General features: G+C 74.7%; 25 protein-coding genes. 8 read left to right on the top strand and 17 right to left on the bottom strand.

The features are described from left to right. Positions 1-257: 257 nt before the first annotated feature. A complete protein-coding gene (locus D7193_RS34240) occupies positions 258-653 on the bottom strand; it encodes an RDD family protein (RefSeq protein ID WP_377456231.1) in 396 nt (131 codons plus the stop codon). Between the two features lie 266 nt (positions 654-919). Between D7193_RS34240 and glnA (D7193_RS14585) the strand changes: the two genes are divergently transcribed. The 3 genes from glnA (D7193_RS14585) to D7193_RS14595 all read left to right on the top strand — a co-directional run bounded on the left by glnA (D7193_RS14585) (position 920) and on the right by D7193_RS14595 (position 3,795). Then, positions 920-2,344, top strand: coding sequence for a type I glutamate--ammonia ligase (gene glnA / locus D7193_RS14585; protein WP_120780009.1), 1,425 nt, complete (start codon positions 920-922; stop codon positions 2,342-2,344). A 129-nt stretch (positions 2,345-2,473) separates the two neighbouring features. Further along, entirely contained in the window at positions 2,474-2,833 is a 360-nt protein-coding gene (locus D7193_RS14590) for a PadR family transcriptional regulator (RefSeq protein WP_120780010.1), read from the top strand. Then, positions 2,830-3,795 (top strand): serine/threonine-protein kinase, encoded by a 966-nt coding sequence (locus D7193_RS14595; RefSeq protein ID WP_120780011.1) that lies wholly within the window; start codon positions 2,830-2,832, stop codon positions 3,793-3,795. Before D7193_RS14590 ends, D7193_RS14595 begins: the two co-directional genes overlap by 4 nt. Before the next feature lie 100 nt (positions 3,796-3,895). Here D7193_RS14595 and mptB (D7193_RS14600) read toward each other — a convergent pair whose 3' ends face one another. The 5 genes from mptB (D7193_RS14600) to D7193_RS14620 form a co-directional block, all read right to left on the bottom strand. Then, positions 3,896-5,446 carry a polyprenol phosphomannose-dependent alpha 1,6 mannosyltransferase MptB gene (gene mptB / locus D7193_RS14600; protein WP_120780012.1) on the bottom strand — a complete coding sequence of 517 codons (1,551 nt, stop codon included), beginning with the start codon at positions 5,444-5,446 and terminating at the stop codon, positions 3,896-3,898. A gap of 13 nt (positions 5,447-5,459) precedes the next feature. Continuing rightward, complete coding sequence (gene mptB / locus D7193_RS14605; RefSeq protein ID WP_120780411.1) at positions 5,460-6,863, bottom strand: polyprenol phosphomannose-dependent alpha 1,6 mannosyltransferase MptB; 1,404 nt, start codon at positions 6,861-6,863, stop codon at positions 5,460-5,462. A gap of 63 nt (positions 6,864-6,926) precedes the next feature. Then, positions 6,927-8,519, bottom strand: a complete 1,593-nt coding sequence (locus D7193_RS14610; RefSeq protein WP_147434385.1) for a hypothetical protein — start codon at positions 8,517-8,519, stop codon at positions 6,927-6,929. After that, positions 8,488-11,712: a bifunctional [glutamine synthetase] adenylyltransferase/[glutamine synthetase]-adenylyl-L-tyrosine phosphorylase gene (locus D7193_RS14615; protein ID WP_120780014.1), complete on the bottom strand. Its 3,225-nt coding sequence runs from the start codon at positions 11,710-11,712 to the stop codon at positions 8,488-8,490. The genes D7193_RS14610 and D7193_RS14615 overlap by 32 nt, the downstream gene beginning before the upstream one ends. Continuing rightward, entirely contained in the window at positions 11,712-12,503 is a 792-nt protein-coding gene (locus tag D7193_RS14620; RefSeq protein WP_174242623.1) for a type 1 glutamine amidotransferase, read from the bottom strand. The genes D7193_RS14615 and D7193_RS14620 overlap by 1 nt, the downstream gene beginning before the upstream one ends. Before the next feature lie 151 nt (positions 12,504-12,654). On the opposite strand from D7193_RS14620, the gene D7193_RS14625 reads away from it, so the two are divergent. Continuing rightward, the gene (locus tag D7193_RS14625; protein ID WP_120780412.1) at positions 12,655-13,530 is read left to right on the top strand and encodes a S66 peptidase family protein; all 876 of its coding nucleotides are present in this window, start codon (positions 12,655-12,657) and stop codon (positions 13,528-13,530) included. A gap of 111 nt (positions 13,531-13,641) precedes the next feature. On the opposite strand, the gene D7193_RS14630 is transcribed toward D7193_RS14625, so the two are convergent. After that, complete coding sequence (locus D7193_RS14630) at positions 13,642-14,523, bottom strand: Vgb family protein (protein WP_120780016.1); 882 nt, start codon at positions 14,521-14,523, stop codon at positions 13,642-13,644. Between the two features lie 188 nt (positions 14,524-14,711). Here D7193_RS14630 and D7193_RS14635 point away from each other — a divergent pair, with 188 nt between their 5' ends. After that, positions 14,712-15,236, top strand: a complete 525-nt coding sequence (locus D7193_RS14635) for a hypothetical protein (RefSeq protein ID WP_120780017.1) — start codon at positions 14,712-14,714, stop codon at positions 15,234-15,236. A gap of 143 nt (positions 15,237-15,379) precedes the next feature. Here D7193_RS14635 and D7193_RS14640 read toward each other — a convergent pair whose 3' ends face one another. The 4 genes from D7193_RS14640 to glnA (D7193_RS14655) all read right to left on the bottom strand — a co-directional run bounded on the left by D7193_RS14640 (position 15,380) and on the right by glnA (D7193_RS14655) (position 18,468). Beyond that, the gene (locus D7193_RS14640) at positions 15,380-15,751 is read right to left on the bottom strand and encodes a VOC family protein (protein ID WP_120780018.1); all 372 of its coding nucleotides are present in this window, start codon (positions 15,749-15,751) and stop codon (positions 15,380-15,382) included. 110 nt (positions 15,752-15,861) lie between these two features. Then, positions 15,862-16,554: a helix-turn-helix transcriptional regulator gene (locus D7193_RS14645; protein ID WP_120780019.1), complete on the bottom strand. Its 693-nt coding sequence runs from the start codon at positions 16,552-16,554 to the stop codon at positions 15,862-15,864. A 36-nt stretch (positions 16,555-16,590) separates the two neighbouring features. Then, a complete protein-coding gene (locus D7193_RS14650) occupies positions 16,591-17,016 on the bottom strand; it encodes a DUF350 domain-containing protein (protein WP_120780020.1) in 426 nt (141 codons plus the stop codon). Between the two features lie 102 nt (positions 17,017-17,118). Further along, complete coding sequence (gene glnA, locus D7193_RS14655) at positions 17,119-18,468, bottom strand: type I glutamate--ammonia ligase (protein WP_120780021.1); 1,350 nt, start codon at positions 18,466-18,468, stop codon at positions 17,119-17,121. A 198-nt stretch (positions 18,469-18,666) separates the two neighbouring features. Here glnA (D7193_RS14655) and D7193_RS14660 point away from each other — a divergent pair, with 198 nt between their 5' ends. Together D7193_RS14660 and panB are read left to right on the top strand one after the other, a co-directional pair. Further along, positions 18,667-20,427 carry an NAD+ synthase gene (locus D7193_RS14660; RefSeq protein WP_120780022.1) on the top strand — a complete coding sequence of 587 codons (1,761 nt, stop codon included), beginning with the start codon at positions 18,667-18,669 and terminating at the stop codon, positions 20,425-20,427. 133 nt (positions 20,428-20,560) lie between these two features. Beyond that, on the top strand, positions 20,561-21,406 hold the full coding sequence (panB, locus tag D7193_RS14665) for a 3-methyl-2-oxobutanoate hydroxymethyltransferase (RefSeq protein WP_120780023.1): 846 nt from the start codon (positions 20,561-20,563) through the stop codon (positions 21,404-21,406). Positions 21,407-21,506: 100 nt separating this feature from the next. On the opposite strand, the gene npdG is transcribed toward panB, so the two are convergent. The 4 genes from npdG to D7193_RS14685 all read right to left on the bottom strand — a co-directional run bounded on the left by npdG (position 21,507) and on the right by D7193_RS14685 (position 24,881). Next, positions 21,507-22,205 carry an NADPH-dependent F420 reductase gene (gene npdG, locus D7193_RS14670; protein ID WP_120780024.1) on the bottom strand — a complete coding sequence of 233 codons (699 nt, stop codon included), beginning with the start codon at positions 22,203-22,205 and terminating at the stop codon, positions 21,507-21,509. A gap of 89 nt (positions 22,206-22,294) precedes the next feature. Beyond that, the gene (locus D7193_RS14675) at positions 22,295-23,725 is read right to left on the bottom strand and encodes an RNB domain-containing ribonuclease (RefSeq protein WP_120780025.1); all 1,431 of its coding nucleotides are present in this window, start codon (positions 23,723-23,725) and stop codon (positions 22,295-22,297) included. A gap of 116 nt (positions 23,726-23,841) precedes the next feature. After that, the gene (locus D7193_RS14680; protein ID WP_241562987.1) at positions 23,842-24,594 is read right to left on the bottom strand and encodes a histone; all 753 of its coding nucleotides are present in this window, start codon (positions 24,592-24,594) and stop codon (positions 23,842-23,844) included. An 83-nt stretch (positions 24,595-24,677) separates the two neighbouring features. Beyond that, a complete protein-coding gene (locus D7193_RS14685; RefSeq protein WP_120780027.1) occupies positions 24,678-24,881 on the bottom strand; it encodes a hypothetical protein in 204 nt (67 codons plus the stop codon). Between the two features lie 172 nt (positions 24,882-25,053). On the opposite strand from D7193_RS14685, the gene D7193_RS14690 reads away from it, so the two are divergent. Further along, on the top strand, positions 25,054-25,554 hold the full coding sequence (locus D7193_RS14690) for an NUDIX hydrolase (protein ID WP_120780028.1): 501 nt from the start codon (positions 25,054-25,056) through the stop codon (positions 25,552-25,554). Between the two features lie 99 nt (positions 25,555-25,653). Here the strand turns inward: D7193_RS14690 and D7193_RS14695 are convergent, their stop codons facing one another. Together D7193_RS14695 and D7193_RS14700 are read right to left on the bottom strand one after the other, a co-directional pair. After that, positions 25,654-26,034 (bottom strand): VOC family protein, encoded by a 381-nt coding sequence (locus D7193_RS14695; RefSeq protein ID WP_120780029.1) that lies wholly within the window; start codon positions 26,032-26,034, stop codon positions 25,654-25,656. A 141-nt stretch (positions 26,035-26,175) separates the two neighbouring features. Next, complete coding sequence (locus tag D7193_RS14700) at positions 26,176-26,967, bottom strand: SDR family oxidoreductase (RefSeq protein WP_120780030.1); 792 nt, start codon at positions 26,965-26,967, stop codon at positions 26,176-26,178. Between the last annotated feature and the right edge of the window lie 21 nt (positions 26,968-26,988).

Here is a 26,988-nt window from a genome sequence, read left to right on the forward strand (position 1 = left end):
CCCTAGTTCGCGGCTTATGCCCCCTATACCGGGGCACAAAGTGCAAGATCGGCGCGCGGGAGAGCGCGACACCCCGAGGCGGGACGCGCACAACCCCTCCACCCCCGCGATCTTGCAGTTTCGGCCCCTCATTCGCGGCTTATGTCCCCTATGCCGGGGCAGAAAATGCAAGATCGCGGGGGCAGAGGGGCGCGGGGCGGGGCGCGGGGGCAGGGCGGGCGGGGGGCAGGGCCTGCTCGGGGGGGCGCGGGCGGGGCTTACGCCGGGGTTATTACGGAGCCGGCCAGGCGGTCGTGGAGACCGCGGCGGTGGGCGTCCATGATCAGGGCGGGGACAACCAGCGCGAGCAGCAGCCCCCGCAGCAGGCCACGCAGCAGCCCGATCCGGCCGCCGTCGAGCCAGGACAGGCAGCGGATCTTCGTGATGTACATGCCGGGGGTCTGGGCGAACAGCCCGAGGAAGAAGCCGTACTCGAGGATCAGTACGAGGACGGGGGCCCACCCGTCGCTGACCGGGTCGGCGAAGATCCCCGACACCAGCAGGCAGAGCACCCAGTCGATGATCAGCGCCCCGAACCGCCGGCCCAGGGTGGGCGGGGTGAAGGAGGGGTCGCTGGCGGGTGGCACCGGGCGCTGGTCACGGGGGTTGGTCACAGCGGTCAAGGGTATCCAGCAGGGTTCGAGGGGCCCGGACCGGCGTGCCCGCAGCGGTGCACGCGAATTCGGACTCATAGGAGTATTCGTCATTAGAATGGCACGGACCGGCGCCGCGGCCCGCCGGCCCGGCGCGGACGAGCAGCATCGATGACGCTCCGCGAGGGACGTAACACGGCAGAAACACTCAAGACACGGCCGGGCAACCGCCCGGCCATAGCGTCGCCAGAGAGCCTAGCCACCCAGTGGACGTGCCAGGAGGACGTGTGTTCGCCAACCCCGAGGAACTGCTGCGATACCTCAAGAACGAGGACGTGAAGTTCGTCGACGTACGTTTCTGTGACCTGCCCGGCGTGATGCAGCACTTCAACCTGCCGGTCGAGTCCGTCGACGACGACCTCTTCACCGACGGCCTCGCGTTCGACGGCTCGTCGATCCGTGGCTTCCAGGCGATCCACGAGTCGGACATGCTCCTGCTCCCGGACGTCGCCACCGCCTTCATCGACCCGTTCCGCGCGCAGAAGACGCTCGCGCTGAACTTCTTCATCCACGACCCGTTCACCCGCGAGCCCTACAGCCGGGACCCGCGCAACGTGGCGAAGAAGGCCGAGGCCTACCTGGCGGCCAGCGGCATCGCCGACACCGCGTACTTCGGCCCGGAGGCCGAGTTCTACATCTTCGACTCGATCCGCCACGAGACCTCGCCCCACCAGGCGTTCTACTACATCGACTCGATCGAGGGCGCGTGGAACACCGGTCGCGAGGAGGAGGGCGGCAACCGCGGCTACAAGACCGCGTACAAGGGTGGCTACTTCCCGGTGCCGCCGGTCGACCACTACGCCGACCTGCGTGACAAGATCGTGCGCCGGCTGGTCGACACCGGTTTCACCGTGGAGCGCTCGCACCACGAGGTGGGCACCGCCGGCCAGGCCGAGATCAACTACAAGTTCTCCACCCTGCTGCACGCCGGTGACCAGCTCCAGCTGTTCAAGTACATCGTGAAGAACGAGGCGTGGGTCAACGGCAAGACCGCCACGTTCATGCCGAAGCCGCTCTTCGGCGACAACGGCTCCGGCATGCACACCCACCAGAGCCTCTGGCTGAACGGCGAGCCGCTGTTCTACGACGAGACCGGCTACGCCGGCCTGTCCGACACCGCCCGCTGGTACATCGGTGGCCTGCTGCACCACGCCCCGTCGCTGCTGGCCTTCACCAACCCGACGGTCAACTCGTACCGCCGCCTGGTGCCGGGCTTCGAGGCGCCGGTCAACCTGGTCTACTCGCAGCGCAACCGCTCGGCCTGCACCCGCATCCCGGTGACCGGCAGCAACCCGAAGGCCAAGCGGGTCGAGTTCCGCGTGCCGGACCCGTCGGCCAACGTCTACCTGGCGTTCTCGGCGATGCTGATGGCCGGCCTCGACGGCATCCGTAACAAGATCGAGCCGCCGGCGCCCATCGACAAGGACCTGTACGACCTGCCGCCGGAGGAGTGGGGCGACGTCAAGCAGGTGCCGGGCTCCCTGCCGGCGGTGCTCGACCGCCTCGAGGGTGACCACGACTACCTGCTCGAGGGCGGCGTGTTCACGCCGGACCTGATCTCCACCTGGATCGAGTGGAAGCGGGCCAACGAGGTCGACCCGATCCGCCTCCGCCCGACCCCGCACGAGTTCGCGCTGTACTTCGACTGCTGACCTCACACTCCATCCCGGCCGGGCCGGCTCCGCACCCGCGGAGCCGGCCCGGTCCTTTGTGACGCGTGGGGACCGGCCCCGGCCTTGTAACGCCCCCCGATATACCTTCGCGTCCGATATATTGACGGCATGGACACACCGCTACGCGAACCCACCTTCCTCATCCTCACCGCGCTGGCCACCGAGCCCATGCACGGCTACGGCCTGATCGGTGAGGTCGCCGCCCTCTCCGACGGCCGCGTCGCGCTGCGCCCCGGCACCCTCTACGGCGCGCTCGACCGGCTCGTCGACGCCGGCCTGGTCGACGTCGAGCGGGAGGAGGTGGTCGACGGCCGGCTGCGCCGCTACTACCGGCTCACCCCGGCCGGCGAGGCCACGCTGAGCAGCGAGACGGACCGGCTGCGCCGCAACGTCGAGGCGGCCACCGCCCGGCTGCGCGAACGGGCCACGGGCGCGACCGCTCCCCGCCTCGCGGGAGGGCTCGCATGAGCGACCTGGAGCGCCGCTACCTGCGCCTGCTGCGCGCGTACCCCGCGGACTACCGCCGTTCGCGCGGCGCCGAGATCGTCGGGACGTACCTCGACCTCGCCGGCCCGGGTCAGCGCTGGCCCTCCCCCGCGGACGCCGCGGACCTGCTGCGCGGCGGCCTCCGCCAGCGGCTGCGGGCCGCCGGGGCCGCCGACCTGCTTCCGGGCGTACGCCTCGCGGCCGTCCTCGCGTTCCTCACCGCGACCTCGCTCGCCGCGGCCTGGTCGCTGCTGGAACTGCGACCTCCAGCCGACCTCACCCTGCCCGCCGCGCGGCCGTTCGTCTCGCTCGGCATCGGGGCGTGGATCGCCTGGCTGCTCGCCGCGGTCGTGTACGCGCTGGCCCCCGGTCGGTGGGCCCGCCGGGCCGTCGCGCTCGCCGTGCTCCTCACCCTCGGCCTCGTTCCCGCCGCCCCGCTGGTCGGCCTGCCCCGCCCGCCGCTGTTCGTCCTGCTGCCGCAGATCGCGTTGGGCCTGGTCGCGCTCGGCCTACCGGACGCGCTGCCGGCGCCGCTGCGGGCGGCGCCACCGGTCGCGGTGGGCGTCGTCGCCCTCGCGGGGACCAACCTGCACCTGCTGTCCCCGGAGAGATTCGGCGGGACCTACTACATCTGGACGGCCGTGCCGGTGCTGCCGGTTGCCGCCGTCGCGCTGCTCGCGGTGGCGGTGCTGCTCGCGGCCGGGCTCGCCGTGCGCGCCGATCACCGGGGCATCTGGGCGGCGCTGATCCTGCTCACCCCCGTCGGCCTGCTCGCGCTGCAGCCGCTGGCCGGAGCGATGGACGGAGCCCGCACGAGCGTCGCGGTCTGGTCCGAACTCGCCGCGACGGCCGTCGTGATCGGGGTGGTCGGCCCCGCGCTGCTGCCGCTGGCGCTCGCCATCCGCCGCCGCCCGACCCGTTCACCCAACCTCACCCCCCGCTGACCCCGCTGACCGCCCACCCCGGCCGCCAACGGTCCGTATCCCGCGATGATCAAGAGGTTTGCGGCGCGATCGGAGATCGAAAACGACGCAAATCTCTTGATCACCGGGGCTCGGCGGGGCCGGCCGGGCCGGCGGGGCCGGTGCGGCGGCGAGGCGGGAGGAGGGTCAGGCGGGTCAGGGCGACCAGGAGGGCCAGGGTCAGGGCGGTCATCGCGATCGCGCCGGGGGCCTTCGAGAAGCGGGCGAGGTTCGTGCCGTCGGGCAGGGTGAGGAACGTGGCGGCCGCGCAGGGCAGCACGAACCACGTCGTCCGGGTCGCGGCGACGGCCAGCAGCGCGAGGGGCCAGGTGGCGTACCAGGGGTGGAACACCGGCGCCAGGGCCACCGTGGCGGCGAGCGCCAGCCCGGCGCCCCGCAGCGTCACCCGCGGGCGGGCGGCGGCCAGCCGGGCCACGCGCTGCCGGGCGTCGCCCAGCCCGCGCAGCGCCGTCCACGCCCGCCACCAGAGGCCCACCAGCAGTACGGCGAGCAGCAGCACCGCCACCACCCGGGCCACCGGCACGGCGTTCGGTTCCCGGCCGGCGAGCGCGCCGGCGTAGTCGACCACGAAGCCGACCGCGGTCGGCGGCGAGGTCCACTGTTCGGAGTCGCCGCTGCGGTTCAGGCCGCCGACCCAGCCGACACCGAGGCCGGACAGGAACGAGCCGCCCACCAGCGCGGCGAGCACACCGCCGGCCAGCCAGGCACCGTCGCGCAGCAGGGCGCGTACGGTGTAGCGGCCGTGCACCGCCGCCAGCGCGGCGAACGGCAGCACCACCACGGCGGTGACCTTCACCGCGACCGCGAGCCCGAGCAGCACCCCCGCCACGAGCAGCGCCCGGGGCCGGCCCGGAAGGCGGACGAGCACCAGCAGGCCGAGCAGGAGCAGGCCCAGCATCACCGCGTCGTTGTGCGCGCCGGCGAGCAGGTGCACGCCGACCAGCGGGCAGGCCAGCAGCAGCCATGCCGCGCGCCGGGTCGGTACGCCGGCCGCCCGCGCGAGCCCGGGCAGGCAGAGCGCGGCGAGCAGCACCCCGGCCAGCGCGAACAGCCGCAGCAACACGATCGTGCCGGTCAGTCCACCGCCGAGCAGCACGGCCAGCGCGGCGAGCAGCACGAAGACCGGCCCGTACGGCGCTGGGGTGTCCCGCCAGATCGGCGCCACGGTGTCCACCCACGGGCAGCCCGCCTCGGCCACTCCGGTGGTGTACGGGTCGACGCCGTGCGCGTACGCCCAGCCCTGGCAGGCGTACGAGTAGACGTCCCGGCTGCCCAGCGGCGCGGTGACGAGCAGCGGCACCGCCCAGAGCCCGGCGGTGCGGTACGCCCAGCCCGTCGACGGAGCGCCCCGGCGCAGCGACCACCAGGCGCCGGCCAGCAGCGCGGTGCCGACCAGCCACGCCCCGATCACGAGCGGGCCGTGCGGGCCCTGCCAGATGGTGGCCGGGGTGGTGCGCAGGGGCGCCGACGGCAACGCCCCGCCGAGATGTCCGGCGACCGCGAGCAGCACCGCGCCGGCCAGGCCGGCGTACCGCGCCAGGCCGGCGTACCGGGTGGTGGTCGCGTCGGGCTCGCCGCCGCTCGGCGGTGCCGGGGCGCCGGCTCCGGTCACCGGCGCACTCTCCTCAGGTCGCGGCGACCTGCCGGCGGGCCGCCCGAGCCGACCGTACCAAGCGGACCACCACCACGATCACGAACAGCGTCATCAGGGGCGCGCCCACCGTCTTGGTGTACCGGGGCAGGCCGGTGCCGTCGGGAAGCACCAGGAACGCCGAGACCAGCGCCACCACGGTGAACCACCCGGTCCGGTGCCGCGACGTGGCCGCGAGCACGGCCAGGGGCCAGGTCCAGTACCAGGGGTGGAAGAGCGGGGCGAGCGCCACGGTGGCGGCCAGCGCCAGGCCTGCGTGCCAGAGCGGGTCCCGGGTGCGGGCCCGCCACCAGAGCCAGACCAGCAGGACGGCCAGCGCCGCCATGCCGATGCCGCGCGTGACGGGCAGCGGGTCGCCGTGCCAGCCGAAGGGCAGCGCGAGGTAGCCGACGGTCTGCCCGACCGCGGTGGACGGTGACGTCCACGCGACCACCAGGTTGCCCTGCTCCAGGCCGCTGATCCAGCCGAAGTTCAAGCCCGCGGCGACCGTCGCCCCGACGACCGTGGCGACCGCCCCGCCGACCACCCACCCGCCGTGGCGCAGCAGCGCCCGGATGGAGTACCCGCCGACGATCGCGGCCAGGGCCGCGAACGGCACCACGACCAGCGCGGTCGCCTTGATCGCGCCGGCCAGCCCGAGTAGCACGCCCCCGAGCAGCAGCGAGCCGGGGCGGCCCGGTCGCGCGGCGACCACCGCGAGCCCGGCGACGAGCAGGCCCACCATCACGGCGTCGTTGTGCGTGCCCGAGACCAGGTGCACGCCGATCAGCGGGCTGCCCAGGGCGAGCCAGACGGCCCGGCCGGCCGGGACGCCGCAGCGGCGGGCCAGCACCGGGAGGCAGGCCGCGGCCAGGCCGAGCCCGGCCAGGGCGAGCAGCCGGAACAGCACGATGCTGCCGACGAGGGACCCGGTCGCCGTGACGATCGCGCCGGCCAGCATCACGAACAGCGGTCCGTACGGCGCCGGGGTGTCCCGCCAGATGTAGGACATGCTGTCCAGCCAGGGGCAGGGCAGCGCGGAGACACCCTGCTCGTACGGGTTGATACCGCCCGAGTAGCTCGCGCCCTGGCAGGCGTACGCGTACACGTCCCGGCTGCCCATCGGCGGCGTGACCAGCAGCGGCAGCAGCCAGAGCCCCACGGTGACCAGCGCCCAGCGGGTCGAGGGCACCCCGTCGCGCAGGGACCACCACGCGTACGCCATGACGGCGGTGCCGACCAGCCAGCTGACGAGGATCACCGGGCCGTTCGGGCCCTGCCAGATGCTGACCGGGGTGGGGCGCAGGTCGCCATGGGGCATCGCGCCGCCGAGGAACGCGGCGACGGCGAGCAGCGCCGCGCCGGCCAGGCCGGTCCAGCGCGCGAGGTGGGAAGGCACCCGGACATGCTGCCAGCCGGACCGGCGCGGCACCCACGTGGGCATGGTCGGAACCGGCAGTAGCTACGAACAGTGACGAGAGGGTGACAGGCTGCTGGTGACCGCGTACCGGCCGGGCTCGCGGACGCGGACGCTCGTCCACCCGTCCGGGCCCGGCGCGAGGCACCCCGCTACGCCCTCCAGCGACAGCCACCGCGACCAGCGCACCCGGACCAGGACGTCGGCCGACGCGTCAACGGTGAACCGCACCCCGGCCGTCCTGGACCCGACGAGCGCCGCCGGCGGGGACACCAGCGGCGCCGGGTCGACCACCTCGTACAGGCGCCAACCGCCCGGCCGGGCCACCTCGCGCAGGTACGGCTGACCGGCCAGCACCAGCGCCGCCTCGGCCCGCGCGTACCGGTCCGGGGCGCTGTCCGGGGCCACCGCCACGAGGCTGACCGCGTTGCGGCGCAGCCACTCCCCGTACTCGGCGGGCTGGGGGCCGGAACCGTAGAACAGCGGGTTGCGCTCGACGTCGACCTGCCGCTCCCAGCCCCGGGCCAGCGGTACCGCCTCCGCCACGTACGCGCTCTCCCAGTGGTCCCGCAGCGGCACCACCTCGACCCGTCCCAGCGGCGCCCGGCGGTCCAGCTCGTCGAGCAGCGGACGGTAGAAGGCCGCCCGCGTGGGAGCGGAACCCGCCCGGTACAGGTCGCTCGTCATCACCGGGGACTGCCACCACACCAGGACGGCCAGCAGGGCGGCCAGCCACCGCGGGCCGAGCCGGACGAACGCGGCGACCACCGGGAACGCGAAGAGCATCGGCAGGCGCAGCGTATTCGAGCCGATCGGACTGGGCAGGTAGTAGGCCGCCACCAGCAGCACCACGGCGAGGGCCGCGCCGACGCGCACCACCCGCACCCGCACGAGCGCGAGCACCACCACCGCGAGCGCGACGTTGATCCGCATCGACTCGGCGGTGAAGGGTTGCCGCCCACCGTTGCCGAACAGCAGCGCCATCGGCGCGACGGCCACCACCGGGGCGAGGCAGAGCACCAGGCCCTCGGCCCGGAGCCGGCGTGGCGGCCACCCGCCCCGCCACAGGTCGACGACCAGCAGCGCTCCCCCGGCCAGCCCGGTGAACAGGCCGGCCACCGGGCTGGCCGCGGTCGCCAGCGCCGCCAACACCGCCGCCAGCAGGAGACGCGCCCACCGCGGCAGGCGGGATCCGCACACCGCGCAGAGGGCCAGCAGTCCGAAGGTCAGGCCGACGGCGAAGGTGATCCGCCCGCTGACCAGGTTTCCCACGAGCACCACCGCGCCCACGACCCCGCCGAGCAGCGGCCGGTGGGCCCGCCCGCGCAGCAACAGCCAGGCCAGCGCCACCGCCGACGCCACGGCCGCGACCGCCCCGACCACGCGTACGCCGAGCGCCGCGCCGAGGAACTGGGTGAACAGGCTGTAACCGAACTGGCCCACACCCCCGTACCAGGAGAAGTCGACCGGGGCGAGGCCGTTGCGTTCCGCGAAGCCGGCGCGGGCCACCTGCGCCGACAGGTCGGTGCCCATCGGCGGGGCGAGCAGGAACGCAGCGGCCAGCAGCAGCGCCACCACGAGGGTGCCGAGCAGCGTACGCCGGGGCTCAGGCGTCGAAGACCCGCTCCATCGCCGCACGGGAGCGGCGGGTGGTGCGCAGGTAGTCGTCGAGGAACTGCCCCGGGTCGTCGGCACCGAGCAGTCGTACCACGCCGGCCAGCTCCACGCCGTGCCGGGGCAGCTGGTCACCGGCCCGGCCCCGCACCAGCATGAGGGCGTTGCGGACCTGCGCGGCGAGAGTCCAGCCGGCCGCCATCGCCGCGGCGTCCGCCGGGTCGACCAGGTCGGCGTCGCGCGCGGCGGAGAGCGCGTCGAGCGTACGCGTGCCGCGCAGCGCCGGGACGGCGCCGCCGTGGCGCAGCTGGAGCAGCTGCACGGCCCACTCGACGTCGGCGAGCCCGCCGCGACCGAGCTTCGTGTGGGTGGCCGGGTCGGCGCCCCGGGGCAGCCGCTCGTGCTCCACCCGCGCCTTGATCCGCCGGATCTCCACGATCTGCTCGCGGGTCAGCCCGTCGGCCGGGTAGCGGACCGGGTCGACCAGCGCCTCGAACTCGGCGCCCAGGTCGGCGTCGCCGCAGACGAAGCGGGCCCGCAGCAGCGCCTGCGCCTCCCACACCCGCGACCAGCGGGCGTAGTACTGCGCGTACGCGGCGAGGCTGCGCACCAGCGGCCCCTGCCGGCCCTCCGGGCGCAGGTCGGCGTCCACGCCGAGCGGCGGGTCGGGCGCGGGCATGCCGAGCAGCCGGCGCAGCTCCTCGGCGACGCCGTGCGCGGCGGCGCTGGCCGCGCTCTCGTCCGCGCCGGGCGGCGGGTCGTAGACGAACAGCACGTCGGCGTCGGACAGGTAGTTCGACTCGTACCCGCCGAGGCGGCCCATGCCGATCACGGCGAACCGCAGGCCCGGCGGCGTCGGCTGCGCCGCCCGGGCGGTGCGCAGCGCGGCGGCCAGGGTGGCGTCGGTGACGTCGGTGAGGGCGGCGCCCACGGCGGCCACCTCGGTGAGGGCGGCGCCGCGGCGGCCACCGCCGTCCGGGCGGGTCGGGGTGGGCGCCAGCGAGCCGGCCCGGCACAGCACGTCAGCGCAGGCGATCCGGACCAGCTCACGGCGGCGCAGCGCCCGCACGGCGCGGGTCGCCTCCACCGGATCGGTGTGCCGGGCGGCCGCGGCCGTGAAGCCCTCGTACAGCACGTCCCGGGGCCGGGGCACCAGCTCGTTCTCCTCGGCGAGCAGCCGCAGCGCCTCCGGTTCGCGGGCCAGCAGGTCGGCCGCGTACCGGGAGGACGAAAGCACGCGGGCCAGCCGGCGGGCGACCGGGCCCTCGTCACGCAGCAGCCGCAGGTACCAGGGGGTGCTGCCGAGCTTGTCGGAGACCTGGCGGTAGTTGAGCAGCCCCCGGTCCGGCTCGGGCGCGTCGGCGAACTCGCTGAGCAGCACGGGCAGCAGCGTGCGCTGGATGGCCGCGGTGCGGCTCACCCCGCCGGTGAGCGCCTGGAGGTGGCGCAGCGCCCCCGCCGGGTCGCCGAAGCCGAGGATCTCCAGCCGGTGCCGGGCCGCCTCCGGGGTCAGCCGCAGCCCGTCGGCCGGCACCCGGGCCACCGACTCCAGCAGCGGCCGGTAGAGCAGCTTGGCGTGCAGCCGGCGTACCTCACTGGCGTGGGTGACCCACTCGGCGCGGAACTCCTCGACGGCGCTGCGCCCCGGTGTCGCCGTGTAGCCCAGCGCGGCGGCCAGCCAGCGCAGGGCGTTCGGGTCGGTCGGGACGGTATGGGTACGGCGCAGGCCCTGCAACTGGAGCCGGTGCTCCACGCCGCGCAGGAACCGGTAGCCGCGCAACAGCGCCTCACCGTCGGCACGGCCGACGTACCCGCCGGCCACGAGCGCGCGCAGCGCCGGGATCGTCCCCGGTACCCGCAGCGACTCGTCACCGCGGCCGTGCACGAGTTGCAGCAGCTGGACCGCGAACTCGATGTCACGCAGCCCGCCCGGGCCGCGCTTGATCTCGCGTTCCAGCTCCTTCGGCGGGATGTTGTCGATGATCTTCCGGCGCATGGCCCGGACGTCCTCGACGGCCTCCGGGCGTTCCGCCGCCCGCCACACCAGCGGGGCGAGCTGGTCGATCCACTCCTGCCCCAGCTCCAGGTCACCGGCGGCCGGGCGGGCCTTGAGCAGCGCCTGAAACTCCCAGGTGCGGGCCCAGCGGCCGTAGTAGGCGAGGTGGCTCGCGAGGGTGCGCACCAGGGGCCCGCGGTTGCCCTCGGGGCGCAGCGCCGCGTCCACCGGCCAGGCGACGAGCCCGCAGATGTGGATCAGCCGGGTGGCGATCGTGGTGGCCGCGGCCAGGTCGTCGTCCGAGGCGGCCACGAAGATCACGTCCACGTCGGAGACGTAGTTCAGCTCGTCGCCGCCGCACTTGCCCATCGCCACCACGGCGAGCCGGGGCACCGCCGTGCCCTCCGGCAGTTCCGCCACGGCGATCCCGTACGCCGCCCGCAGCGTGTCGTCGGCCAGCGCGGAGAGCGCCGCCATGATCTGCTCCAGCCCCCGCCCGCCGGTCAGGTCGGCCGCCGCGATCCGCAGCAGCGCGAGCCGGTACGCCTGCCGCAGCGCGGCGATCGGGTTGCCGTCGCCGATCGTCCCCAGCCGCCCCTCGGCGGGTGGGGCCAGCCCGTCCGGCGCCGTCCGCAGCACGGTCCACTGGTCCGGGTTGGCCACCAGGTGGTCGCCGAGCGCCGAGGAGGCGCCCAGCACGGCGATCAGGCGCCGACGCAGTCCCGGATCGGCGTGCAGCGCCTCCAGCAGCGCGGAGCCGGCCGGGCCGGCGATGGCCGCGCCGGCCGTGGTGGCGGCCGGACGCACGCCGACCCCGGCCGGTGCTGCGGCACCCGCCGTGGTGGCGGCCGGGCGCGCCCCGGTGCCGGCCGGGGCGGCCGACGCCGCGGCGCCCGCCGTGGTGGCGGTCGGATGCGGTGCGGCGCTGGCCGGGGCGGTCGGGTGCGCATCGGCGCCGGACGTCGTGGCGGTGCCCTGCAAGCGGTGTTCGGCCTCGACGATGCGGTGCAGCTGGCGCAGCGCCAGGTCCGGGTCGGCCGCCCGGGACAGCGCGGTGAGCAGCTCCGCGGCCCGCTCGTCCACCGGTTCCTGCCGGTCCGGCCGCCACAGGTCGAGCCCGTCCGGCCCGAGCAGGTCGGCCGCGCGGGCGCCGCCGTCGCCCTGGGCCGTGCCGAAGCCGTACCGGGCCAGCCGGCCGGGTGCGCTCGTCGGCCGGCTCATCAGTGCCCGAGCAGTGGCAGCGTCTGGCGGGGCAGGCTGTCGTCCAGCTCGCCGAGGGCCAGCGCCGCGAACCGGGCGGCGAACGGCTGCCACACCTCCTCGATGTCGGCCATCACCGCGTCGCAGGCGGCCACCACCAGCTCCGGGTCGTAGCCCAGTTCGGCGAGCTGGGCCGAGTCGGTGGCCCAGTCGGCGATCATGGCGGTGTCGCACTCGATGTGGAACTGGAGCCCCCAGGCCCGGTCGCCGAGCCGGAACGCCTGGTGCGGGTAGCGCGTGGAGGCGGCCAGCAGGGTCGCGCCGTGGGGCAGCTCGGTGATCTCGTCGGCGTGCCACTGGAGCACGTCCGGGATGAGCGGCACGTACCGGAACAGCGGGTCGCGCTCCGCGGCGTCGCGGCGGCCCACCACGCCCGGCCCGATCTCCGGCCCGGACGGGCTGCGCTCGACCTGACCAGCATGGGCCGTGGCCAGCAGCTGTGCGCCCAGGCAGACGGCCAGCGTCGGCACCCGGTACCGGACGGCCTTGCGCAGCAACCCCTCCAGAGCCGGGAACCAGGGCGCGCCGGGCGAGCCGTCCGCCAGCGGGTACGCCTGCTGCTCGCCGCCGAGGACCACCAGCGCGGCGTAGCCCTCCAGGTCGGCGGGTAGTTCGTCACCGGCGTGCGGGCGTACCACCCACAGGTCCAGGCCGGCCTCGGTCAGCCACTCCCCCAGCCGGCGCAGGTCGTCGGTCGGGTCGTTCTCGATCACCAACGCGGTTGCCACGACGTCGAGGCTAGCGGGTGCCACCCCGTACGCCCGAACGCCGCCCGGCGGTGTCCGCGTGGACCGCCGCTCACCCGGCCGATCCGTCCGGTACGGGATAGGCTCTGCCGCTGTGACCAGCGCCGCCACCGCCACCGTCCTGCGTCCGCCCGTGCTGCGTCCCGGTGACACCGTGATGCTGGTGTCCCCCTCCGGCCCGACCCGGCCGGAGCGGGTGGCCCGCGGCATCGAGCTGCTCACCGGCTGGGGCCTGCGACCGGTGCTGGCGCCCCACGCGTACGCCCGCGAGGGCTACCTGGCCGGCGCGGACGAGCTGCGGGCGGCCGACCTGAACGCCGCCTTCGCCGACCCGGAGGTACGCGGGGTGATCTGCACCCGGGGCGGGTACGGCGCCCAGCGGGTCGTGGACGCCATCGACATGTCCGCCGTCCGGCGTGACCCGAAGGTGGTGGCCGGCTTCTCCGACATCACCGCGTTGCAGCTGGCCCTGTGGCGCGGCGCCCGGCTGGCCGGCGTACACGGTCCGGGGGCGGCCTGGCGGGACGAGCGCACGCCGCTGCGTTCGGCGGAGTCGCTGCACGCCGCGCTGATGACGACCGAGCCGGTGACCGTGGCCGCGCTGCCCGACGAGGAGACGTACGACGTACGCGTCCCGGGGCGTGCGACCGGCCCGCTGCTCGGCGGGAACCTCTGCCTGGTCGCCGCCTCGCTCGGCACCCGGGACATGCCGGACCTCACCGGGGCCGTGCTGCTCCTCGAGGACGTGCAGGAGCCGCCGTACAAGGTCGACCGCATGCTCACGCAGCTGCGTCGCGCGGGCGCGCTGGACGGGCTGGCCGGGGTGGCCGTCGGCCAGTTCACCGACTGCGCGGACGGCTGGTCGGTGACCGTCTCGGAGGTGCTCGCCGAGCGTCTCGGCGACCTCGGCGTGCCGGTGCTCGGCGGCCTCCCGATCGGGCACGGCGTCGGGCAGCTCACCGTCCCCGTGGGCACCGAGGCCACCCTCGACGTCGACGCCAAAACCCTCACGGTCGCCGCCGCCGTCCGCTGACCGGTCCCGCGGTCTCCTGGTGATCAAAAGGTTTGCGTCGGATCCGCGGCGGATCGTGACGCGAACCTCTTGATCACCGGGGCGGGCGGCCGGGTGGGTGGGGTCCGGGGGTCAGGGTTTGAGGTGGGCCAGGCGGCCGATCTCCAGGGCGATCCACACCGTGCCGTCGGGGGCGACGGTGATGCCGTGCGGCTCGGAGGCCGGGGTGGGCAGGTCGTACGTCTCGATCCGCCCGGCCGCGTCGACATGGCCGACACGGTTGCCGCCCCACTCGGTGTACCAGGCGCCGCCGGCCGCGTCCGCGACGATCGCGTGGGGCCGGGCCGTACGGTCCGGCAACGGGAACTCCTCGACCCGCCCGTCCCGGTCGATCCGGCCGAGCTGACCGGCGGCGATCTCCACGAACCAGATCACGCCGTCGGCCGTGGCCGTGATGCCGACCGGCGCCGCCTGCGCGGTCGGTACCGGGTGCACGTCGACCGTGCCGTCCAGGCCGATCCGGGCTACGGCGTTCGCCTGGTTGAGCGTGCACCAGACGGCGTCCGGGCCGGCGGCCACCATCGAGGCGAACGCCCCGGTCACCGGCAGCGGGAACGCCGTCACCGTGCCGTCGGGGGTGACCCGGCCGACCGTGTCGGAGTTCATCCCGGCGTACCAGAGCGCGCCGTCCGGGCCGGTGGCGATGCCGCACGGGCCGGTGCCGGCGGGCAGCGCGATCGCGCTGAGCCGACCGTCGGTGGTGATCCGGCCCAGCCGGTCGTCCCCGGAGCGGGTGAACCAGAGGGCGCCGTCGGGGCCGGGCGTGATGATCAGGGGACGGCTGTCCGGCGCGTCGAGCGGCCAGGTCCGGACGTCGCCGTCCGCGCCGACCCGGGCGATGCCGCCGGCGTGGACGAGCGTCACCCAGAGTGCGCCGTCGGGGCCCGCCGTGATGCCGTACGGGCCGGTGCCCGGATCGGTCAGGGTGATCTCCCGGATGCGGGTGTCGGTCACGCGGTTTCCTCTCCTCGGCGGCTCTCGCCGGCCCACCCTGCCGGGCTCCGCCGACCCTGACAACCGGTTTGTCCCGGTCGGCAGGGCCGATTTTCAGCCCGCTGACAGCCTCGCCACGGGTCGCGCCAAGACTGTCCCGTCACCGTCGGTGAGGTCAGGGCACCACCAACCGACGAGCTGGAGAGAACATGTCCCGCACGATCAGGAAGAAGCACCTGCTGGCCGGCCTGGCCACGGCGGGCGTACTCGGCGTCGGCGTCGCCGCGCCGACCATGGCGTTCGCCGCCGACAACGGCACCCCGACGCCGAGCGCCAGCGCCCCGGACAAGGGTGACCGGCAGCAGCAGCGCGCCGATCGCCAGGCGGAGTTCGCCGAGGCGCTCGCCAAGGAGCTGGGGGTCTCCACCGACAAGGTGACGGCCGCCCTGGAGAAGGTGCGCGAGCAGCAGAAGGCCGACCACCCGAAGGGCGACCGGCCGGAGCGTCCGTCCACCGAGGAGCGGCAGGCCCAGCTCAAGGAGCGGCTGGACCAGGCGGTCAAGGACGGCAAGCTCACCCAGGAGCAGGCCGACGCGATCACCGAGGCCGTCGAGGCCGGCGTGTTCCCCGGCGGGTTCGGTGGGCCGGGCCGGCACGGCGGCTGGGGCGGCCACGGCGACCGGACCGACCAGGGCACGCCCGACAGCACGCCCGAGGGCACGACCGGCAGCTGACCGGTCGGCGGGCCCGGCCGGGTGACCCGGCCGGGCCCGGCGCCCCGGACCACGTCGGGCGTCGCCCCGCGTCCTACGCGGTACCGGCGGAACGGCGGTGTCCACCACCCTCGGACACCGCCGTTCCGCCGTCCTGGAGTGGATCAGGCGCCCGGCGGGGGCGTGAAGACGCCGACGCGGTTGCCGGCCGGGTCGAGCAGGTGGGCGAGGCTGAGGCCGTTGGGGTTGGTCCGGGCCGGCACGAGCACCTTGCCGCCCGCCGCCTCGGCCCGGCGGCAGGTCTCCGGCACGTCGCTCACCTGCACGTAGAAGATGGCGTAGTTCGGGCCGGCCCCGCCCGTGCCCCGGACCGCGCCGCCGATGCCGTCACCGCGGGCCTCGGTCGTCCGGTACGACGCCTCCGCGGTGCCCTCCTCGGTGAAGCTCCAGCCGAACAGGTCGCCGTAGAACCGCTGGGCCTCGTCGGGCCCCTCTGTGCCGATCTCGAACCAGGTGACGGCGTTGCTGATGGTCATCTGTGGCCTCCCGTTCCACGCGCCGGCCGGGTGGCCGGCGCCGTCGGGAACAAGCCTCGGCCGCGTCCGCGACAGCGTCCTGTCGGTGTTTCCCGCCGGACTTTCCGCGGTCAGACGAGGCTCAGCGGGCGGACCCGGTCGTGGGGGATGTCGAGGTCCTCGGGGCGCAGCTCCCGGGTCACCGCCTCGGCGAGCGGGTGCACCGACAGGATCCGGTCGGTGCGGAAGGCGCGGATCTCGTCCCGCAGGCGGCACCACGCCAGCAGGTACCAGTGCCGGGAGTTGCCCAGGTAGCCCAACGGCTCCACGTCGCGCAGCGAGTCGGCGCCGGCGCGGTCGGCGTACCGGATGCGCAGCACCCGCCGCGCGAGCACCGCGTCGGCGACGGCGGCCGGGACGGGCGTCACCGGGCCGTCGCCGATGAGGTGCACCCGGCCGGCGAGCCGGTGCGCCTCGGCGACGTCGGCGGGCGGCATCACGGCCACCAGCTTGCGCAACGCGGCGGCGGCGGAGGCGGCGAAGGGCGTGCCGCCGAGCCGGTGCAGCGCGAGCGCCATGGCCACCGCCTCACCGGCGGTCAGGTTGACCGGTGGCAGCGTGCGGGCACGGTCGAGCACGTAGCCGCCGGTGCGGCCCGGCTCCGCCCAGATCGGCACCCCGGACTGCTGCAACGCCCCGATGTCGCGCTCGATGGTGCGGCTGCTCACCTCGAAGCGGGCGGCCAGCCAGCGGGCGCTGCGCGGCCGCGGCGACACGGCGCGCAGCTCCTCGACCAGGGCGTAGAGGCGGTCGGTCCGGTTCACACCCGCAACCTACGACCGGGGTGTGACGACCGCCGCTCAGGCGATGCTGGCGCAGACGATCAGCGCGGCGCCGAAGTGGGTGGCGGCGCTGACCCGGGCCGCCGGGTGCGGCTCGTCGGTGCAGATGATCTCGCCGAGCCGGCCCGGCGTGAGCAGGTCGAGGACGAAGAACGCCAACGCCATGATCCCCAGCCCGAGCAGCCCGAAGATGACCGTGGAGGCGAGCCCCTTGGCGAAGTCGCTGTAGCTGGTCAGGATCGCGGTGAACACGATCGCCGCGACGCCGAGCTGGTTGGCGGTGAGCAGCAGACCCGCGTTGCGGTTGCGCTGCACCCAGATCAGCTCCCGAAGCTTGCCGGGTGTGAGCAGGTCCACCAGCACGAAACCGGCCGCCAGCAGGGCGACCCCGACGACTCCGAACACGATGCTCTGCCAGGCCCCGCTGAGCAGATCCTCCAGCACCGACTGCCTCCCGACACCGCGGCGCCGGCGGGGGTGCCGGCGCGGTGATCGAGACGATAGCGGGCGCGCACCACCCCGGCAGCCCCGTGCGCCGCCGCCGGGTTACAGGGACAGGTAACGCTGCCGCTCGTACGGGGTGACCTCGCGGCGGTACTGCTCCCACTCGGCGCGCTTGTTGCGCAGGAAGAAGTCGAAGACGTGCTCGCCCAGCACCTCGGCGACCAGTTCCGAGCCGGCCATCACGTCGATCGCCTCGGACAGGTTCTCCGGCAGCGCCTCGTACCCCATGGCCCGGCGCTCCGCGCTGGTCAGCGACCAGACGTCGTCCTCGGCCCCCGGTGGCAGCTCGTAGCCCTCCTCGATGCCCTTCAGGCCGGCGCCCAGCAGCACCGCGAAGGCGAGGTACGGGTTGGCCGCCGAGTCCGGCGAACGCACCTCGACCCGGGCCGAGTTCGGCTTGCCGTACGCGGGAACCCGCACCAGCGCCGACCGGTTGAGGTGCCCCCAGCAGACGTACGCCGGGCTCTCGGTGATGCGGTCCGGCAGCGCCTGGGGGAAGAGCCGCTTGTAGGAGTTGACCCACTGGTTGGTGACCGCCGTGTACTCGCGGGCGTGCACGAGCAGCCCGGCGATGAACGACTTCGCCACCTTGGAGAGCTTCATGGGGTCGCCGGCGTCGTGGAACGCGTTGCGCTCCCCCTCGAACAGCGACAGGTGGGTGTGCATCCCGCTGCCCGGCTGGTCGGTGAACGGCTTCGGCATGAACGTGGCCTGCACACCGGTGGAGAGCGCCACCTCCTTGACCACGTGCCGGAAGGTCATGATGTTGTCGGCCGTGGTGAGCGCGTCGGCGTAGCGCAGGTCGATCTCCTGCTGCCCGGGCGCCACCTCGTGGTGGCTGAACTCCACCGAGATGCCGATCCGCTCCAGGGCGAGCACCGCCTGGCGGCGGAAGTCGCGCGCCACGGCGTGGGTGGTGTGCTCGAAGTAGCCGCCGGTGTCGACCGGGGTCGGCAGGGAGCCGTCCATCGGGCCGTTCTCCAGCAGGAAGAACTCGATCTCGGGGTGGGTGTAGAAGGTGAAGCCCCGGTCGGCCGCCCGGGACAGCGCCCGGCGGAGGACGTGCCGCGGGTCGGCCCAGGACGGGCTGCCGTCGGGGAGCAGGATGTCGCAGAACATCCGGGCGCTCTCGCCGCTGACCCCACCCTCGAACGGGAAGACCTGGAAGGTCGTCGGGTCCGGCATGGCCACCATGTCGGATTCGAAGACCCGGGCGAAGCCCTCGATCGCCGAGCCGTCGAAGCCGATGCCCTCCTCGAAGGCCGCCTCCAGCTCGGCGGGGGCCACCGAGACGCTCTTCAGCGTGCCGAGCACGTCGGTGAACCACAGCCGGACGAACCGGATGTCCCGCTCTTCCAGCGTACGGAGGACGAACTCCTGCTGACGGTCCACTTCCACCCCTCGTGACACGCTCTCCCGCCACCGGCCGGGCCGGTACGGCCTGACCGACCAGTCTCCACCGGCCTGGTTACGCCGACGTTACGCGACCGTCCGGGGCGCGTCCCGCCGTGTCCCGGCACGGCCACGGGGGTCGCCGGGGTGTCCCGCGCCCGCCGTGTCGGACCCCCGGCGCTGGGGCAAGATGAGGGCATGCCCACCCTGCGTATCGCCCTGTCCCAGGTGAACCCGACCGTCGGTGACCTCGCCGGCAACGCGCGGCTGGTCCGCTCCTGGACGCGGCGGGCCGCCGACGCCGGCGCGCAGCTCGTCGCGTTCCCCGAGATAATGCTGACCGGGTACCCGGTGGAGGACCTGGTGTTCCGCCGCTCCTTCGTGGCGGCGTCCCAGGCGGCCCTGGACCGGCTCGCCGCGGACCTCGCGTCGGACGGGCTGGGCGACCTGCCGGTGGTCGTCGGCTACCTGGACGCCGACGGGCCGCCGCAGGTCTCCGGCGATGCCCAGCCGGGCCGGGGCGCGCGCAACGCCGCCGCCGTGCTGCACCGGGGCGCGGTGGTGGCCACCTACTTCAAGCACCATCTGCCCAACTACGGGGTCTTCGACGAGGACCGCTACTTCGTGGCCGGCGACATGCTGACCGTGGTGCGCATCGGCGGGGTCGACGTGGCGCTCACCATCTGCGAGGACCTCTGGCAGGCCGGCGGGCCGTTCGCCGCCTGCCGGCAGGCCGGTGTCGGGCTGGTGGTCAACATCAACGGCTCGCCGTACGAGCTGAACAAGGACGACATCCGGCTCCCGCTGGTCCGGCGCCGGGCCGCGGAGGCGGGCGCGCCCATCGCGTACGTCAACATGATCGGCGGCCAGGACGAGCTGGTCTTCGAGGGCGACTCGATGGTCGTCGCGGCCGACGGCGACCTGCTCGCCCGCGCGCCGCAGTTCGTCGAGCACCTGCTGGTGCACGACGTGGACGTGCCGGCGGCCGGCGAGCCGGTCGCCGAGGGCGGCCAGCTCGCCGACGGCATGCGGGTCGTCCGCGCCACGGTCAGCGACAGCCTCCCGGCGCCCGCCGGCCCGCCCGCCACCGGCGGGCTCATCGAGCCGGTGGCCGACGAGGCGGAGGTCTGGCAGGCGCTGGTGCTCGGTCTGCGTGACTACGTCAACAAGAACCGATTCCCCTCGGTGGTGCTCGGCCTCTCCGGCGGCATCGACTCGGCCGTGGTGGCGACGCTGGCCGTGGACGCGCTCGGGCCGGAGCGGGTGGTCGGGGTGTCGCTGCCCAGCCAGCACTCGTCCGAGCACTCCCGGGTGGACGCGGCCGACCTCGCGAAGCGGACGGGGCTGGACTACCGCATCGAGCCGATCCAGCCGATGGTGGACACGTTCCTGGCCAACATGTCACTGTCCGGCGTGGCCGTGGAGAACCTCCAGGCCCGCGTCCGCGGGGTGATCCTCATGGCACTGTCGAACCAGGAGGGCCACCTCGTCCTGACCACCGGCAACAAGAGCGAGCTGGCGGTCGGCTACTCGACGCTCTACGGCGACTCGGTGGGCGGCTTCAACCCGGTGAAGGACGTCTGGAAGACCCTCATCTGGCGGCTGGCCACCTGGCGCAACGCCGACGCCACCCGCCGGGGCGCGACCCCGCCGATCCCGGAGAGCTCCATCGGCAAGCCGCCGAGCGCCGAGCTGAGCCCGGGCCAGTTGGACAGCGACACGCTGCCCGACTACGACGTCCTCGACCCGATCCTGATCGGCTACGTCGACGGCGACCTCGGCCGGGACGGGCTGGTCGCGGCCGGGCACGACCCGGCGATCGTCGACCGCGTGCTGCGGATGGTGGATACCGCCGAGTACAAGCGGCGGCAGTCCGCGCCCGGCACGAAGATCTCGATGAAGGCGTTCGGCCGCGACCGGCGGCTGCCGATCACCAACCGCTGGCGCGAGGACGGCTGACGGGGCCGACCGTCCAGCCCCGCCGCCCGGAAGTGAAATCCTCCACTGCGCCCTGCCGCCGCCGGGTCGTCCGGTGCGACGATCGCGGCGGAACCCGGGGACCGCGCACGCGGCCTCGAGGAAGGAGAGAGTCATGGTGGAGTCCACCCCGACCGAGGTGACGGCCCTCTACGGCGGGCCGTTGACCCGGCGGGTCCGCACCCGCGACCTGATCGCCGCCAAGGAGCGCGGCGAGCGGTGGCCGATGCTCACCTCGTACGACCAGTACACCGCGTCGATCTTCGACCAGGCGGGCATCCCCGTGCTGCTCGTCGGCGACTCGGCCGCGAACAACGTCTTCGGCTACGAGACCACCGTCCCGGTGACCGCCGAGGAGCTGCTCCCGCTCGTCCGCGCGGTGGTCCGGGCCACCCGGCAGGCGCTGGTCGTCGGCGACCTGCCCTTCGGCTCGTACGAGGAGGGGCCGACACAGGCGTTGCGGACCGCGGTGCGGTTCATGAAGGAGGGCGGCTGCCACGCGGTGAAGCTGGAGGGCGGCCGGCGCTGCGCCGCCCAGATCGCCGCGATCACCGGCGCCGGCATCCCGGTGATGGCGCACATCGGTTTCACGCCGCAGAGCGAGCACGCGATCGGGGGCTACCGGGTGCAGGGCCGCGGCGACGCCGCCGAGGACGTCATCGCCGACGCCCGGGCGGTGGCCGAGGCGGGCGCGTTCGCCGTGGTCCTGGAGATGGTGCCCGGGGTGGTGGCCAAGCGGATCACCAACGAGCTGAGCATCCCCACCGTGGGCATCGGCGCGGGCCCGGACACCGACGCCCAGGTGCTCGTCTGGCAGGACATGGCGGGCCTGCGCAGCGGCAAGACGCCGCGCTTCGTGAAGCGTTACGCCGACCTCGCCGGCACCCTCGCCGACGCCACCCGCCGGTTCGCCGACGAGGTACGCGGCGGCGACTTCCCGGCGGCCGAACACACCTTCTGACGGCGCGCCGCCGTCCACAGCGGTCCGCCGACGTGACGGTGTCCGGCGCGCCCGGGCACCGCCACGGCGGGACACCGAGCCGGGCGCGGCCCGGCGACGCTCACAGGTCGGTGACGCGGATCCCGGCGTGGGCCTTGTAGCGCTTGTTGATGGCGATCAGGTTGGCGGTGAACGCCTCGATCTGGTGCGCGTTGCGCAGCCGGCCCGCGTAGATCCCGCGCATGCCGGGGATCCGGGCGGCCAGCGCGGCAACCACGCCGATCAGGTCCCGGTCCTCCGTGCAGATCAGCACGTCGAGATCGATCCGGTCGATCTCCGGGTCGGCGAGCAGGGGCGCGCTCACGTGATTGAACGCCGCGCAGACCCGGGAGTCGGGCAGCAGCCCGGCGGCCTGCTGCACGGCGCTGCCCTCCTCGACGTGGAGGGCGTACGGACCGTGCTTGTCGAAGCCGAGCGGGTTCACGCAGTCGACGACGATCTTGCCGGCGAGCGGTTCGGCGAGATCGGCCACGGTGGCGGCGTGCCCGTCCCAGGGCACCGCGATGATCACGACGTCGCTGCGGCGGGCCACCTCGTCGTTGGCCGCCCCGCTGACGCTCGTGCCGGCGGGCACGCCGGGCAGGGCGGCGATCTCCTCGGCCGAGCTGGCGGCCCGCTCGGCGGACCGGGAGCCGATCAGCACGGTCTGGCCGGCCCGCGCGAACCGGTAGGCGAGGCCCCGCCCCTGGTCACCGGTGCCGCCGATGATGCCGACGGTCAGCCCGGACACGTCGGGCAGCGCGCTCGCGTCGTATGCCATGGGCTCATCCTCGCAAACCCGGCGGGCCGCGAGCAGCGCCGGGGACTGTGACAATCCCCGCTGGCCGGCCATCGGTGGCGTACGGAGCGTCAGGCGTGTTCGAAGAGCACCGTGCGGGCAGCCGGGTCGGCGGTGACGAGGCGGACCCGGACCCGCTCGCCGAGCGGCAGGTCGCCTAGACAGCGGGCGCGCACCGGCGGCGCGTCCAGGGCCACCGTGCCGCCCGGCGGGCGCGGCCGGGAACGGCCGTTGGGCGGCGCGTCCACGTCGAGCACCGCCGCGTCGAACGACTCCCCCACCCGGTGGGCGAGCAGCACGGCCTCGGTGAGTTCCACGGCGCCGCGGGTGGCCGCGGACGCGGTGCGGTCGGTCGTGGCCATCACCTCCGGCAGCCGCGGCAGGGCCGCCCGCGCCCACTCCGGCACGGGACGCCCCTCGTGCAGGGCGAGGCAGACCTCGGTGGCGTACCGGTCGGCCAGCCGCCGCAACGGCGCCGTGACATGGGCGTACGCGGCCGCGACCCCGCCGTGCTCCGGCTGCTGCGGCGGCTCGCCGTCGAACGCGGTGTACGCGGCGCCGCGCATCAGCTCGGCCGCCTGGTCGATGAAGGCCGCGGCCCGGGGCTGCGCGGGATCCAGGGCGGCGATCACCTCGCCCGGGCCCGCCCCGTCCGGCCACGGCACACCCAGCGGCGCGGCGGCCGTACGCAGCCGCTGCACCGCCTCCGGCTTCGCGGCGGGCATCGTCCGCAACAGCCCGACCCGGCCGGCGAGCATGATGTCGGCCGCCGCCATCCCGGTGAGCAGCGAGATCTGGGCGTTGTGCTCCTCCATCGCGACGGGCCCGCGCAGCACCAGCTGCCAGCCGTCGCCGTCGCGTTCGACCTCCTGCTCGGGCAGGGGCAGGTTGATGGCGCCGCGGCGCAGCCCGCGTGCCGTGAGCCGGGCGCCGAGCTCGGGCAGCAGGGCGATGGGCTCGGGCAGCTTCCCGGCGTCGGCGGCGGCCTGCACCCCCACGTAGTCCAGTTGGGCGCGGCTGCGGACCAGCGCGCGTTCCAGCACGACCGCGGTGGTGCCGCCGTCGGCGTCCAGGTCGATGGTCCAGACCACCGCCGCCCGGTAGGCGTCGGGCAGCAGGCTCGCGGCGCCCTCGCTCAGCGTCTCCGGGTGCAGCGGCACGTTGCCGTCCGGCAGGTAGACCGTCTGGCCCCGCCGCCAGGTCTCCTCCTCCAGCGCGCCGCCGGGGCGGACGTGCGCGGCCACGTCGGCGATCGCGTACCGCACCCGGTAGCCGCCGCCGGCACGGCGGCTGAGGTGCATCGCCTGGTCGAGGTCGCGGGAGCCGGCCGGGTCGACCGTGACGAAGGGAATGTCGGTCAGGTCGGTGGCGGGACGCGGCGGGTCGGCCGCCGCGGCGTCCGCCTCACGCAGCGCGGCGGCGGGGTACTCCTCGGGGAGCTTCAGTTCCCGGCGGAGCGCGGCGAAATCGATGCGGGGCGCGAGGACGCGTCGGATGACCACGTGTCCATCCTGACAGCCGCCGCGTCATCCGCCAGTCGCGCGCGCGACGCGGATGCGCCGGGGCACACGCCACCGGCCGGCCGGGGCGGAGCCCGGTCGGCCGGTGGCGCGGTCGGTCAGCGGGCCGACTTGCGGGCCGCGGTGGTGGCGCCCCGTGCGGTGGTGGCCCGCACCGAGGCCGCCTGACGCGTGGTGGTGGTCTTGCGCGCCGGCGTCTTCTTCGCCGCCGCCTTTCGCGTGGTGGTCGCCGTGGCGCCCGTCGTCCGCCGGGCCGGAGCCTTCTTGGCGGCCGTCGGACGGGTCGCGGCCGTGGTCTTCTTGGCGGCCGTCGGACGGGTCGCGGCCGTGGTCTTCTTGGCCGGAGCCTTCTTCGCGGGGGCCTTCTTCGCGGGCGCCTTCTTCGCCGTGGTCTTCTTGGCGGCGCCCGTGGTCTTCTTCGCGGTGGTGGCGGTCTTCTTCGCCGTCCCGGTGGTCTTCCGGGCGGCGCCCGTCGTCTTCTTCGCCGCCGCCGTGGTGGTCCGCTTGGCGGCGGTCGTGGTCTTCCTCGCGGCGGCCGTCGTCTTCGCGCCGGCCTTCTTCGCGGCCGTCGAGGCCTTGGCCGGCGCCTTCTTCGCGGTGGTGCCGGTCTTGCGCGCCGTGGTCGAGGCCTTGGCCGCCGTCTTCCTGGCGGGGGCCTTGGCCGCGCTGGTCTTCTTCGCCGGGGCCCGCCCCGCCCCGCCGGTGGCCTTCTTCGCCGGGGCCTTGGCGGCCGTGATGGTCCGCCGCGCGGGGGTGGTCCGGGCCGCCGTCGTGTTCCGCTCCGCCGCGGCGGTCTTCTTCGCGGTCGTACGTTTCGCGGCCGGGCGGGTGGCCTTCTGTGCTTCGGCCATCTCGGTTTCCCTCCTTGGGGACGTGCTCTCGCGTGCCTCCTCGCGGAGCACGGAGTACCTCGACGCGGGCCGTCCCGCGCCGTCTACCTGTCCTCCCCGGCCCAGCGGGCGTCCTCGGCGTCCCACGCTTCGTTGCGCTCCTGCACCCGCTGGAGCGCGTTCTCCGCGTCGGCGGCCGAGGCGTACGGGCCGAGCACGTGCTTCGCCGGGCACACGTCGGCGTCGGTCTCGACCCGGTGGTGTCGGGTGCACCAGTAGTAGTGCTCACCGCGTCCGCTGTCGCTCATGAGAATCACTGTGCACCGCGAACCACCCGGCCGCCACCGGAACACCACAAGTCGCCGCCGGTCTCCACAGTAGATCCGGTTCGGGCCGGGTGGGGGCAAAACCCGACAAATCGTCCCGCGAGGGATGTCGCGCGTCCCCGGGGCGCCGGACGGGCCGGGTTAGGGTCGCGAGGTGGGCGTACCCGACTACATCCGGCAGATGCGCAAGCACATCGGCCACGACCTGCTCTGGCTGCCGAGCGTCAGTGCGGTCGTCCGCAACGAGGCCGGCGAACTGCTGCTCGGCAAGCGGTCCGACGACGGCCGCTGGTCGGTCGTGAGTGGCTTCGTCGAGCCGGGCGAGCAGCCGGCCACCGCCGTGGTCCGCGAGGTCCAGGAGGAGACCGGCCTGGACGTCGAGCCGATCCGGCTCGCCAGCGTCGTCTCGCACCCGCACCACTATCCGAACGGCGACCGGTGCGAATACCTGAACCTGGGCTTCCACTGCCGGCTGCTCGGCGGCACCGCGCGGGTCAACGACGACGAGTCCGAGGCCGTGGAGTGGTTCGCGCCCGACCGGCTGCCGGACCTCGACGCGCACGCCCGGCTCGTCATCGCCCGCGCGCTCGACGGCACCGACGCCGCCTGGTACCTGCCGGCCGGCGCCGTGTGGGACGACGGGAACGCCCACTAGACCGACGCTGCCGCCGGCGTCGCCGGCATCCGCGCCGGGCCGGCCGGGCCGCCGGGCCTCGCCCGGCCCGCCCCTTTTACGGTCAGGTCAGGTCCGCGGTCAGGGCCAGGTCTTCGCCTCGGCGTCGAACACCTCCGGGGCGCTCTCCACCGGCAGGACGCAGAGCAGGTGCCCGCCGGGCGCGCGCAGGATGCGGCACTCCTGCCACCGGTTCACCTGCGTCGCACCGAGGGCGACGAGCCGGGCCGTCTCCGCCTCGACGTCGTCGGTCTCGATGTCCAGGTGGAACCGCGGCGCGTCGTCCACGGCCTGCACCGCGAGGACGAGACCGGGCAGCGCGCCGTGCAGGTCGGTGAACTGCGGCTCGGGCGCGTACGTCTCGGCGGGCACGCCGAGCGCCGCCGACCAGAAGGCGGCCGCCCCCTCGGCCTCGTCCCGCGGCGCATCGACGAGCAGGGCGTAGACGCGGCTTCGATGCATGCCGCGAAGGATATCGATCCGCGCGCCGGCCGGCAGGTCGAGCGGCGCCGGTCGGCGGGCGGTCCGACGGGTGGGCGGCGCGATGGGTGGGCGGTGCGGCGGGTGGGCGGCGCGTCGAGCGACGCCGGCCGGCGGGCGGTTTCAGCGGACCGCCGACCCGAGCCGGCCCGACCCGACCCGCTCGGCCAGGACGTCCTCCCACGTCCGCTTCCCGACGGTCGCCCCGTCGCCGGCCAGGTTCGCGCCGGCGCGGTAGGCCCGGCCGGCTTTTCCGGGCATCGGGACGGGCACGGTGAGCCGCCGGGCGCCGCGAGCCCGCAGGTAACCGCCGAGCAGCTCCCCCATCCCGTACACCCGGGGCCCGGCCAGCTCGGGGACGAGGCCGGACGGCCGGCCCAGCGCGAGTTCGACGAGCCGCTCGGCCACGTCGCGGGCGTCCACCGGCTCGAACCGCAGGCTGCCCGGCACCGGCACGACCGGCAGCTTCGCGAGCTTCTCCGCCACGGTGAGCACCAGGTCGTGGAACTGCGCGGCGCGCAGGGTCGTCCACGGTACGCCGGAGTCGGCGATCGCCCGTTCGGCGGCCAGCTTGGTCCGCAGCCAGGCCACCGGCACCCGGTCGGCGCCGACCACCGAGATGTACACGAGGTGCCGCACGTCGGCGCGGGACGCGGCCCGCACCAGGTTCCGGGTCGCCTCGTCGTCGCCCTTCGGTCCGCCCGCCAGGTGCACGACGATGTCCGTGCCGGCCACGGCGCGCTCGACGCCCTGGCCGGTACGCAGGTCGCCGGTCCGGTACTCGACGCCGTCCGCGCCGGCGTCGGGGCGGTGCCGGCTGAGCACCCGCACGTCGTGGCCGGCGTCGCGCAACTGCGGCACGACGAGGCGGCCGAGGGTGCCGGTGCCGCCGGTGACCAGTACACGTGCAGCCATGATCGTCTCCGTTCGGTCCGC

It is taken from the genome of Micromonospora costi (genome assembly GCF_003626655.1).
Lineage (GTDB): Bacteria > Actinomycetota > Actinomycetes > Mycobacteriales > Micromonosporaceae > Micromonospora > Micromonospora costi.